Below are 11,265 nucleotides of genomic sequence, written 5' to 3'. Positions count from 1 at the left end.
GGCCCCGTTCCTGCTCGGAACGGGGCCCTTCCGCGTACCGCCGCCGTGGCTACTCGGACTTGATCGCCGTCAGCATGTTCAGGCGGGCCGCCCGGCGGGCCGGCCACAGCGCCGCCAGGACGCCGACCGTGCCCGCGAGCAGCAGGAAGAGGGCCATCCTGGCCCAGGGCAGGACCAGCTCGTACGTCGCCATCCTGCTGCCGACGAGCTCGCCGGCCGCCCAGCCGAAGAACACACCCAGACCGATGCCGAGCACACCGCCGAAGAGCGAGATGACCAGGGACTCCAGGCGGACCATCCGCTTGATTCCCTTGCGGTCGAGGCCGATCGCGCGGAGCATCCCGATCTCCTGCGAGCGCTCGAAGACCGACATGGCGAGGGTGTTGATGACCCCGAGGACGGCGACGACGACCGCCATCGCGAGCAGGCCGTAGAGCATGTTCAGGATCAGGGTGAACATCTGCGCGATGCCGTTGGAGATGTCCTTCTTGTCCTGTACCTGGATGGCCGGGTTGTCGCCGAGGGCCTTCTCCAGCCTGGTCTTGGTGGCGTCGGACGTGCCGCTCGACGTCTTCAGCATGACCTGCATGTCGGAGGCGTCGCTCTGGTGCGGCGCGAGCGTGGTGGCGTCCAGGATGATGCCGCTGATCATCTGGTTGCCCTCGTACACACCGGCGACCGTGAGGCGCTTCCTCGCGCCGTCCTCGTAGGCGACCGTGAAGGCGGAACCGGCCTTCCAGTGGTGGGACTCGGCGGTGTCCTTGTCGACGACGACCTGGCTGCCACCGACCTTGAAGGCGCCCTCGTCGACCTTGAGGTCGGTGAGCCGGGCGATGGACGCGCCGTTGACGCCCGTCAGGTACTCGGTGTCGCCGTCGATCCGCGAGGGCGCGTTGCGCAGCGGGCTGGTGGCGGTGACCCCGTCGAGCCCGGACAGCGTCTTCGCGACGTCGGGGGAGAGGGAGTTGCCGTTCGCCATCGAGACGACGTAGTCCGCCTTGAGCGCGGAGCTGGCCATCCTGTCGATCGCCTGCTGCAGGCTGCCCGCCATCACCGTCATCCCGGTGATCAGCGTGAGTCCGATCATCAGGGCGGAGGCGGTCGCGGCGGTCCGGCGCGGGTTGCGGACCGAGTTCTGGCGGGCCAGCTTGCCGGACACCCCGAAGACCCGCAGGACCGGCGCGGCCGCCGCGATCAGCGGGCGGGACAGCAGCGGGGTGAGGACGAAGACGCCGATGATGAGCAGGACCGCGCCCAGGCCCATGGGGGCCTGCCCGTCCGAGCCGCTCATGGTCGTCGCGTACAGGACCACGGCGACGCCCGCGCCGGCGAACAGGGCGCCCAGCGCGTTGCGTACGACGAGGGACTTGGTGGTCGCCTGCGCGTGCACGCTGCTCATCGCGGCGACCGGCGGGATCTTCGCGGCGCGGCGGCCGGGCAGCCAGGCGGCGAGCATCGTGATGAGAACACCGACGAGCAGGGCCGTGGCGATCGTGCCGGGCGTGATCACCAGCGGGCCGTCCGGGACGGTGGCGCCGAGGGTGCCCATGAGCGAGCGCATCCCCGCGCCGATGCCGATGCCCGCGACCAGGCCCGCCACCGCCGCGACCGCGCCGACGAAGAACGCCTCGACGAGGACGGACCGGGTGACCTGCCTGCGGGAGGCGCCGACGGCGCGCAGCAGCGCCAGTTCCTTGGTGCGCTGGGCGACCAGCATGGTGAAGGTGTTGGCGATGATGAACGTACCGACGAACAGAGCGATGCCGGCGAAGACCAGCAGGCCCGTCTTCATGCCGCTCATCGCCGAGGCGATCTGGGTGGCCTGGTCGTCGGCGAGCTGCCTGCCCGTGGTGGTGGAGGCGACGTCCTTGGGGACGACCTGGCCGAGGGCTCCGCGCAGGGCGGTCTGGCTGGTGCCCGGCGCGGCCTTCACGTCGATCTCGTCGAACTCGCCGGCCCGGTGGAAGAGCCGCTGGGCGGTCGCCGTGTCGAAGAGGGCGAGGCTGCCGCCGGCCGCGACGTTGCCGTCGTCGGTGGTGAAGACGCCGGCGACGGTGGGGGTGAGGACCGGGCCGTCGACCGAGAGCCGTACGGTGTCGCCGACCTTGTAGCCCGCCCGTGCGGCGGTCCTGGAGTCGAGGGCGACCTCGTTCCCGCCCCGGGGCGCGTGGCCGCTCGTCAGCGGGTACCGGGGGTCCTTGGTGCCCCAGTAGTTCCCGCCCTGCGACTGGAAGCCGTTGCCGACGAGCTTGCCGTTCTTGCCGGCGATGGCGGTGAAGCCGTTCACGACGCCGATCGTGGAACCGGCGCCGGGGACCTTGGCCGCCTTGTCCAGCAGGGCCTGGGTGAGCTTCGGGTCCTTGCCGATCGTGTCGCCGGTGTCCTTGCGGCTCTCCGGCTGGATGGCCACGTCGACCTGGCCGAAGCCCTTGGCGGAGCTCTTCTGGTACGCGTCCGAGATGGTGTTGGTGAAGACGAGGGTCCCGGACACGAACGCCACGCCGAGCATCACGGCGAGCACGGTCATCAGGAGCCTGGCCTTGTGCGCGAGCACGTTGCGCAGGGCGGTACGGAACATGGTTTCTCAGTCCAGGAGGGTGAGGCTGTTCAGGACGGTGCGGGGACCCGGGGGGCGGGTTGACGGCGGGTCAGCTGGTGCGGCCCTTGGCGTCGAACTGCTTCATGCGGTCCAGGACGGAGTCCGCGGTCGGTCCGTGCACCTCGTCGACGATGCGGCCGTCGGCGAGGAAGACCACGCGGTCGGCGTAGGCGGCGGCGACCGGGTCGTGGGTGACCATGACGACGGTCTGCCCCAGTTCCCGTACCGAGTTGCGCAGGAAGCCCAGCACCTCCGCGCCCGAGCGCGAGTCGAGGTTCCCGGTCGGCTCGTCGCCGAAGATGATGTCGGGCCGGGAGGCCAGCGCGCGGGCGACGGCGACACGCTGCTGCTGGCCGCCGGAGAGCTGGGAGGGGCGGTGGCGGAGGCGGTCGGCGAGGCCGATCATCGTGATGACCTTGTCCAGCCACTCCCGGTCCGGCTTGCGGCCGGCGATGTCCATCGGGAGGGTGATGTTCTCCAGGGCCGTCAGCGTGGGCAGCAGGTTGAACGCCTGGAAGATGAAGCCGATCTTGTCCCGGCGCAACTTCGTGAGCTGCTTGTCCTTGAGGGAGCCCAGTTCGGTCTCCCCGATGCGCACGGAGCCGGAGGAGAACGAGTCGAGGCCCGCCACGCAGTGCATCAGCGTGGACTTGCCCGAGCCCGAGGGGCCCATGATCGCGGTGAACTCGGCCTGGCGGAAGTCGACGGAGACCCGGTCGAGGGCGACCACCTGGGTCTCGCCCTGTCCGTAGACCTTCGACAGTTCCGTGGCGCGGGCGGCCACCGTGGTGGTCCGGTCGGCAAGGGGCGTGGTGGTCACGGGAGGGTGCTCCTGTCGGGACGACGGCGTTCGTGGGGGACGTGTCCCATCGTCCCGGCCGTTCGGCGCCGTGGAGTCAGCCGCTGTTCCGGTTCCCGGGGCAGCCTCCGGTCGGACCGCGAGCGGCGGAGTCATACCTGGGGATGAGGGTGTTCCCTGAGCCCCGTCCGGGTACGGCCGCGTGGGGTGCGTCCGTTCGGACGGTGAAATTCCGTCATTCCGCATACGCGTCTCCGCACCGCCCGGAAGGCTGTTGGCAAGTGCTGATGGCCCGTACCTGGGGCTGATGCACCCTCAGACGTCAATAAAATAAGACAACATCGGTTCGCCCGGCCGCTGTTCGAGGAGCGGGCCCCGATAGGCTCGGAATCTCGACGCGGAGCCCATGGCCTGCCCGGATGGTGGAATGCAGACACGGCGAGCTTAAACCTCGCTGCCCCTCGCGGGCGTACCGGTTCAAGTCCGGTTCCGGGCACCTCCGACCTCTCCCGTTCCCTCCCGTCTCCTCCCGAACCGTCCTCCCCGGGTGCACCCCGCCGGAGGAGTTCGTCGCGATCCGTTGACAGCAAGCGCGTGCCGCCGGAGACTCCCGTTCGAAAATGGTGCAGGAAATTTCACCAGGCGAACAATCGTCAGGCGGGCGGATGTCGGGCGAACGGACGCCAGGCGAACGGACGAACAGGCGCAGGGACCGCGAAGGGGCGTGCCGGATGCGTACCACCGTCGGGATCATCGGAGCCGGGCCGGCCGGACTGCTGCTGGCGCGGCTGCTGCGCAACGCGGGGATCGACTCCGTGGTGCTGGAGAGCCGCGACCGTGCGTACGTGGAGCGGCGGCAGCGCGCCGGGATCCTGGAGCAGGGGACCGCCGACGTCCTGCGGGCCGCCGGGGCCGGGGAGCGGATGGACCGGGAGGGGCTGCGGCACGACGGGATCGAGCTGCGCTTCGAGCGGGAGCGGCACCGGGTCGACTTCCCGGCCCGCACCGGAGGCAGCTCCGTGCTGGTGTACGCCCAGACGGAGGTCTGCAAGGACCTGATCGCGCTCCAGCTCAAGGAGGGGGGCCCGCTGCTCTTCGGCGCGGAGGCGTTCGCGGTCGAGGGGGCGCTGACCGACCGGCCGCGGATCCGCTTCCGGCACGAGGGACGCGAGGGACGCGAGGGACGCGAGGGACGCGAGGGGCACGAGGACGTGCTCGAGTGCGACTACGTCGTCGGCTGCGACGGGTTCCGGGGCGTGGCCCGCAAGGCGGTGCCCGCCGGGCTCTCCCACGTGTTCGAACGGACGTACCCCTTCGGCTGGCTCGGGATACTCGCCGATGTGGCGCCCTCCCACGACGAGCTGGTCTACGCCCGCCACGACCGCGGCTTCGCCCTGCTCAGCATGCGCTCACCGGCCGTCTCCCGGCTCTACCTCCAGGTACCGGAGGGCACGGAGGCGGGTGAGTGGGCGGACGAGGAGATCTGGGACGAGCTGGAGCGGCGCTTCGAGACCGGTGACGACTGGCGGCTGGAGCGCGGGCCGGTCACCGCGAAGTCCGTCACCCCCATGCGCAGCTACGTCCACGAGCCCATGCGGTACGGGCGGCTCTTCCTCGCCGGGGACGCCGCCCACATCGTCCCGCCGACCGGGGCCAAGGGACTCAACCTCGCCGTCGGCGACGTCGTGACGTTCGCCCGCGCCCTGACGCACCTCGGCGACACCGGTTCGGCCGAGCGCCTGGACGCCTATTCCGAGACCTGTCTGCGCCGGGTCTGGCAGGCCGAGCGGTTCTCGTACGACATGACGACCCTGCTGCACCGCGCCCCCGGCGCGACCCCCTTCGAGGACCGGATCCAGCTCGCCCGGTTGCGCCGGGTGGCCGCCTCACGGGCGGCGGAGACGGATCTGGCGGAGGGATACACCGGGTTTCCGCTGGAGTGAGAGAACCGGAGCCGAGGGGCCCGGCCGGGGCGCCGCGACAGGGACCTGTCACGGCTTGGTACCAGTGCTCGCAGGCCAGGGAACACACGCGTACCTTGGCAGGACGAGGGAAAGATCCTCCCCAAGCAGTAGGGTCGATCCTTTGCCTACCTATTACCCTTGAGGCCAAGGCCGCGCAGGGTGGCCATGGAGGAGTGAAATGAGGAGCAGCAACCCGGTCTTCTCGCGACGGGGGTTCAGCCGCGACAACGGCTACGCGGGATTCAACGCGGCGCCGCAGGCCGGGGGACCCGCTGTCGGCACGCAGGCCAACCCGTACGCCCAGCAGGGCGGCAACCCCTACGCGCAGAACCCCTACGCACAGCAGGGCCAGCAGTACGGCGCCCCGCCGCAGGCCCCGGCCACCACCGGCCGGATGACGATGGACGACGTCGTCATGCGCTCCGCCATGACGCTCGGCACCGTCACCGTCGGCGCCATCCTGGCGTGGGCACTCCTGCCCGTCTCGTCCACCAGCTACGGCCTCGCCATCGGCTCCGCCCTCGTGGCGTTCGTCCTGGCGATGGTGCAGTCGTTCAAGCGCAAGGCCACGCCCGCGCTGATCCTCGGTTACGCCGCCTTCGAGGGCGTCTTCCTCGGGGTCATCAGCGAGATGTACAACGAGCGGTGGAGCGGCGCCCCCTTCCAGGCGGTCCTGGGCACCATGGCGGTGGCCGGCGCGACCCTGCTCGTCTACAAGGCGGGCTGGATCCGAGTGACCGCGCGGTACGCGCGCATCGGTATGGCCATCGCCATCGCCTTCGTGGTCGTCATGGCGGTCAACCTGCTGCTCGTCGCCTTCGGCGTTGCCGGGGACGGCGGACTGCGCAGCATGGGTCCGCTGGGCGCGATCGTCGGCATCCTGGCGATCCTGATCGGCGCGTTCTTCCTGACCCTCGACTTCAAGCAGATCGAGGACGGCATCGCGTACGGCGCGCCGCGCGAGGAGGCTTGGCTGGCCGCGTTCGGCCTGACCATGACCCTCGTGTGGATCTACGTCGAGATGCTGCGGCTGGTCGCCATCTTCAGCAGCAACGACTAGCGACACGGACCGTGCGGCCGGCGACGGCCGGCGGCAGGCGTCCGAAGGGCCCGCGAACCACCGGTTCGCGGGCCCTTCGCTGTTCGCGGATGCCTGTCGGGACGTCTGTGGGACACCTGGTGGTGCCGGTGGTGCGCGCTCACAGCAGTTTGCGCGCGGCCCTCCTCAGGTCGTACTCGTGAATGATCGCCTTGGCGTGGCCGTACGCGAGGTCGTGCTCGGCGCGGAGCCAGCTGACCTTCTCCTCGAAGCGGAAGAGAGCGGGGCCTTCGTCGACGGTGCGCAGCCAGTCGGAGATCTCACGACCGGTGCAGTGGGGGATGCGGGCGAGCAGATTGCGGTGGGTCTCCTGCGAGAACACTTGGGACATCGGCGCCTCCGGACGCAAAGGGGATGTAGGCCGGTCCTTCACGCCACGGTGCCTGAGGGTTGGGTTGTTGGCAACAGTCCCGTCGCGGCGCGTAGTCTCGCGGCGTGCTTGATACGACGTCGCTGACCCGAGCCGTGGACCACTTCGCCGACCGGTTGCGGGCCGCCCCGCAGAGCCGGCTGCAGCGGGGGGCGGCTGCCGAGGCACTGGGTCTGGCCAGGGAGTTGGCACTGCGTGCCCAGCGTGTGGAGGACCCGTCGGGGGAGCCCAGGGAGATGCCCGAGGCGGGGATGTTCGCCGCCGCCGACCAAATCACGGTCGCGGCGCACGATTTGGCGCTCGTACTGAGGGACGAGGCGGAAGTCGCGGAGGCGGTGGCGCTGGTGGAGGAGGCCCAGAAGCGGGCCGGGGTCTGACGCGGGCGCGCGCCCCTTTTTCCGGGGCGCTCGCCGCGAGACGGTGGCGCGCTACAGCGACGCTATGACGCGGTCCGCCAGGATGTAGACGTTCTCCTCGCCGCACGCGAACGTCAGGGCGTACGCGCCGGAGACGCCCGAGCCGCCCAGCAGGACCGGGGTCTCGCCCGCGCGCAGGGACGCGGCCAGCCGCTCCGCGGTCTCGCGGTGGCCCGGGGTCATGCACAGCGTCGTCCCGTCCGCGAAGACGTAGACGTCGAGGGTGCCGAGCGGGCCGGGGCGGACGTCCGCCAGCTCGGTACGGGACTCGGCGAGCTCCTCCAGGCAGGCCACCGTGCGTTCGTGGTCGTTCGCGACGGGTGACTGGACCGGCACGAAGTCCGGGTGGGAGGGGTGACGGCGGCGGGCGGCGGCCAGTTCGGGCGAGTCCCCGACGGTGCCGCCCTGCACGAAGTCCTTGGGTGAGAACTCCTCGGCGTCCAGGTCGGGCTCGGTGACCGTCTCCAGGTACTCCAGCCCCGCGAAGTCCGAAGGGCGGGCCGTGAACAGTTCGCTGTCGGTCAGGCCGAGCAGCGAGGGCGCGTCCGAGGCGTCACGCGCCTCCTGGGCGGCCCAGAAGGCACGGGCCTCGGCGAGCTCCCGCTCCCGTTCCTCGGCGAGCGCCTCGGTCACCGCGGCGCGTATCTCGTCGGTGTCCGCCGCCGAGCGGGCCGCGGGCACGAGACCGCGCGCGGCGCCGGCGCGGTTCTCGGCGAGTTCGTTGCGCAGAGCTGCGACCTGCCCGCGCAGACCCAGCAGGGTGCGCAGAACGGCGACGCCCACTGCCGCGGTCGCGGCGGTGGTGAGCAGCAAAGCAATCGGCATGGCGCTCACTGACGTACTCCCGGTTCAAAGTCGACCCCCGACTTCCTACATCAGCTTGAAGGGCGGACCATCGAGCTGTCAGTGCGTAACGTCACGAATAGGACAGGGCTTTGGGCCCCGGGTTTGCCTACATAACGGCTCTGACCTGCGTGAATCCCTCTCCGGGGGGAGATAGGTCACATCTTGGGGGGGATTGGATCACAAATCGGCCCGGAGTCCCGGTGGCAACCGGGATCCGGGCCGATCCGTCACGCTGGGTCCGACCGCGGTCACCCGTAAGGAGGGTGTGCGATCCCGTCGTGGGTTGATCGTGGATCAGTCTGTCCGTGGATCAGCTGGATCGGCTGGATCAGCTGAGGCGCTCGATGACCATCGCCATGCCCTGGCCGCCGCCGACGCACATCGTCTCCAGGCCGAACTGCTTGTCGTGGAACTGGAGGGAGTTGATGAGCGTGCCGGTGATGCGGGCGCCGGTCATGCCGAAGGGGTGGCCGACGGCGATGGCGCCACCGTTCACGTTCAGCTTGTCCAGCGGGATGTCCAGGTCGCGGTAGGAGGGGATCACCTGGGCGGCGAAGGCCTCGTTGATCTCGAACAGGTCGATGTCGTCGACGGTGAGGCCGGCGCGCCGGAGCGCCTGCTTGCTCGCCTCGACCGGGCCGAGGCCCATGATCTCGGGGGAGAGGCCGGTGACGCCGGTGGACACGATCCGGGCGAGCGGGGTGAGGCCGAGCTCGCGGGCCTTCGTGTCGGACATGATCACGAGGGCGGCGGCGCCGTCGTTGAGGGGGCAGCAGTTTCCGGCGGTGACGAGTCCGTCCGGGCGGAAGACGGGCTTGAGGCCCTGCACACCCTCCAGGGTGACGCCGGCGCGCGGGCCGTCGTCCTTGCTGACGACCGTGCCGTCGGGGGTCGTGACCGGGGTGATCTCGCGCTCCCAGAAGCCGTTCTTGATGGCTTCCTCGGCGAGGTTCTGCGAGCGGACGCCGAACTCGTCCATGTCCTGGCGGGTGACGCCCTTGATCCGGGCCAGGTTCTCGGCGGTCTGGCCCATCGCGATGTACGCGTCCGGGACGAGGCCGTCCTCGCGCGGGTCGTGCCAGGTCGAGCCCTCGGACTTGGCGACTGCGTCGGTGCGGGCCTCGGCCTCCGCGAAGAAGGGGTTGCGCGTGTCGGGCAGGGAGTCGGAGTTGCCCTTGGTGAAGCGGGAGACCAACTCCACGCCTGCCGAGATGAAGACGTCGCCCTCGCCGGCCTTGATGGCGTGCAGGGCCATGCGGCTGGTCTGGAGGGACGAGGAGCAGTAACGGGTGATCGTGCAGCCCGGGAGGTGGTCCATGCCCATCTGTACGGCGACGATGCGGCCGAGGTTGTTGCCCTGCTCGCCGCCGGGGAGACCGCAGCCGAGCATCAGGTCGTCGATGTCCCTGGGGTCCAGCTCGGGGACCTTGGCGAGGGCGGCCTGGATGATCGTGGCGGTCAGGTCGTCGGGGCGGACGTCCTTCAGGGAGCCCTTGAAGGCGCGGCCGATCGGGGAGCGGGCGGCTGAGACGATCACGGCTTCGGGCATCACGGCTCCATGGGCACGAGAGGTGGACGGGCGGGACTGCTTGGGAAGTTACCCGTCCGTACCGTCCAGGTCACCGCTCAGGTCGTGTGACTCCGGACGCACTTTTCTAAGCGCTTGCTTTTTTGGTCGGCCGGGTTCTCGCCCCCGCCGCCCGTAGCCGACCCGTCCCTGGGGGCTCCGCCCCCAGACCCCCGCCAGGGGCGCTGCGCCCCCTGGACCCCCGCCATCGCCCGAAGGGCTCGTCCTCAAACGCCGGACGGGCTGAGGTTGCGGGCCTGCGCGGATCTCCGCCGTCGCCCGAAGGGCTCGTCCTCAAACGCCGGACGGGCTGAGGGTGCGGGCCTGCGCTGGAGATGCGGGCCCGGACTGAGAACCCCGGGCGCGCCCCGCGCCTTTCAGGGGCGCGGGGAACTGCGCGACCAGCCCCCACCCACCCGCACCCGAAGAACCCACCGGGGGCGGGGCGGGGCCCCGGTTCAGGGGGTCGGCGTGGGTGCCGGGTCCGTGGCGGGGACGCGCCGGCGCCGGCGGCGCTTGAGGAGGGCCCAGGGCCCCCGGGGGCCCGTCGGCATCGCGGCCGTGACCTCCGTACCGGCCTCGGACGCCGCCTCCGCGGCCGCCCGTGCCACCGGCAGGAACCCCTCGCGGCGGGAGACGTCCGGCCGGTCCTCGTCGGCGGGCCACAGGCCGAGCGCCGCGCACACCGTGGGCAGTACGGCCATCGCCGCCGTCGCGTACCCCTCGGCGGAGGGGTGGTAGTTGTCGGGACCGAAGAGCTCGCGCGGGTTCTCCTCGAACTCGGGGCCCAGCAGGTCACCCAGGGACACCGTCCGCCCGCCCTGCTCGACCGTCCCGATGGTCTGCGCGGCGGCGAGCTGCCGGGAGGCACGCCGGGCCAGCCACCGCAGCGGCTGCGGGACCTGCTCGACCGTGCCCAGATCGGGACAGGTGCCGACCACGACCTCGGCACCGGCGGTGCGCAGCCGGCGTACCGCCGCGGACAGGTGACGGACCGATCGCGTGGGCGGCATCCGGTGGGTGACGTCGTTCGCGCCGATCATGATCACGCAGATGTCGGGCACCCGCGCGGTGTCCTCGAGGGCGAGCGCCACCTGCCGGTCGAGGTCGTCGGACTGGGCGCCCGGGAGCGCGACATTGCAGAGTTCGACCGGGCGTTCGGCGACCGCCGCGAGCCCGGAGGCCAGCAGCGCGCCGGGTGTCTGGCGGGGCCGGTGCACCCCCTGCCCCGCCGCGGTGGAGTCACCGAGCATCGCGAGCCGCAGCGGCGGCCCGTCCTGCGTCGCGTACGCGTACCCGTACAGACCGTTCGCGCGCGGCGCCTGACCGTGTCCGTTCCCCACATGGCGCTTCGCCAGCTGCACCTCGGCCAGTACGACACCGATCGCGGCGGCGCCCACCAGACCGATCCCGCCGCCGCCGTACGCCGCGCCCGCCGCGATCCGCCGTGCCACCCTCGCCCTCGACAAACTCGTCATGCGTCGCCGCCACCTCCTCGTAGCCGTACAACCACTGCTTGCCCCGTGGAACGGGTCGGCCAATCTCAACGACACGTGAACGCCCACGTGGGGCCTTAGGCTGACGGGACCATCCCTTTAGAACGCA

The 11,265-nt window shown here is 70.9% G+C and carries 9 protein-coding genes and 1 tRNA gene; 4 read left to right on the top strand and 6 right to left on the bottom strand.

What is annotated here, in order from left to right; translation table 11 throughout:
• Positions 1-49: 49 nt before the first annotated feature.
• Entirely contained in the window at positions 50-2,578 is a 2,529-nt protein-coding gene (locus ACFVTC_RS38665; RefSeq protein ID WP_390133853.1) for an ABC transporter permease, read from the bottom strand.
• Between the two features lie 70 nt (positions 2,579-2,648).
• On the bottom strand, positions 2,649-3,419 hold the full coding sequence (locus ACFVTC_RS38660; protein WP_390133851.1) for an ABC transporter ATP-binding protein: 771 nt from the start codon (positions 3,417-3,419) through the stop codon (positions 2,649-2,651).
• A gap of 392 nt (positions 3,420-3,811) precedes the next feature.
• Between ACFVTC_RS38660 and ACFVTC_RS38655 the strand changes: the two genes are divergently transcribed.
• The 3 genes from ACFVTC_RS38655 to ACFVTC_RS38645 all read left to right on the top strand — a co-directional run bounded on the left by ACFVTC_RS38655 (position 3,812) and on the right by ACFVTC_RS38645 (position 6,422).
• Positions 3,812-3,894, top strand: a tRNA-Leu gene (locus ACFVTC_RS38655).
• A gap of 235 nt (positions 3,895-4,129) precedes the next feature.
• Positions 4,130-5,341, top strand: coding sequence for a 4-hydroxybenzoate 3-monooxygenase (locus tag ACFVTC_RS38650; protein ID WP_390133849.1), 1,212 nt, complete (start codon positions 4,130-4,132; stop codon positions 5,339-5,341).
• Positions 5,342-5,540: 199 nt separating this feature from the next.
• Positions 5,541-6,422, top strand: a complete 882-nt coding sequence (locus ACFVTC_RS38645) for a Bax inhibitor-1/YccA family protein (protein ID WP_168528484.1) — start codon at positions 5,541-5,543, stop codon at positions 6,420-6,422.
• Positions 6,423-6,561: 139 nt separating this feature from the next.
• Here the strand turns inward: ACFVTC_RS38645 and ACFVTC_RS38640 are convergent, their stop codons facing one another.
• The gene (locus ACFVTC_RS38640; protein WP_148008763.1) at positions 6,562-6,792 is read right to left on the bottom strand and encodes a DUF4287 domain-containing protein; all 231 of its coding nucleotides are present in this window, start codon (positions 6,790-6,792) and stop codon (positions 6,562-6,564) included.
• Positions 6,793-6,896: 104 nt separating this feature from the next.
• On the opposite strand from ACFVTC_RS38640, the gene ACFVTC_RS38635 reads away from it, so the two are divergent.
• Entirely contained in the window at positions 6,897-7,208 is a 312-nt protein-coding gene (locus ACFVTC_RS38635; RefSeq protein WP_168528482.1) for a hypothetical protein, read from the top strand.
• 51 nt (positions 7,209-7,259) lie between these two features.
• Here ACFVTC_RS38635 and ACFVTC_RS38630 read toward each other — a convergent pair whose 3' ends face one another.
• The 3 genes from ACFVTC_RS38630 to ACFVTC_RS38620 all read right to left on the bottom strand — a co-directional run bounded on the left by ACFVTC_RS38630 (position 7,260) and on the right by ACFVTC_RS38620 (position 11,138).
• On the bottom strand, positions 7,260-8,072 hold the full coding sequence (locus ACFVTC_RS38630) for a hypothetical protein (RefSeq protein ID WP_390133846.1): 813 nt from the start codon (positions 8,070-8,072) through the stop codon (positions 7,260-7,262).
• Between the two features lie 349 nt (positions 8,073-8,421).
• Positions 8,422-9,642 carry an acetyl-CoA C-acetyltransferase gene (locus ACFVTC_RS38625; protein ID WP_390133844.1) on the bottom strand — a complete coding sequence of 407 codons (1,221 nt, stop codon included), beginning with the start codon at positions 9,640-9,642 and terminating at the stop codon, positions 8,422-8,424.
• A gap of 476 nt (positions 9,643-10,118) precedes the next feature.
• Entirely contained in the window at positions 10,119-11,138 is a 1,020-nt protein-coding gene (locus ACFVTC_RS38620) for an SGNH/GDSL hydrolase family protein (RefSeq protein ID WP_390133842.1), read from the bottom strand.
• Positions 11,139-11,265: the final 127 nt, after the last annotated feature.

Origin of the sequence: Streptomyces sp. NPDC057950 (genome assembly GCF_042887295.1) — a bacterium.
In the GTDB taxonomy this organism is placed as follows: Bacteria; Actinomycetota; Actinomycetes; order Streptomycetales; family Streptomycetaceae; genus Streptomyces; species Streptomyces kaempferi.
The sequence above is the reverse complement of the archived record's forward strand: the minus strand, read 5'-3'. Positions and strand labels throughout refer to the sequence as shown.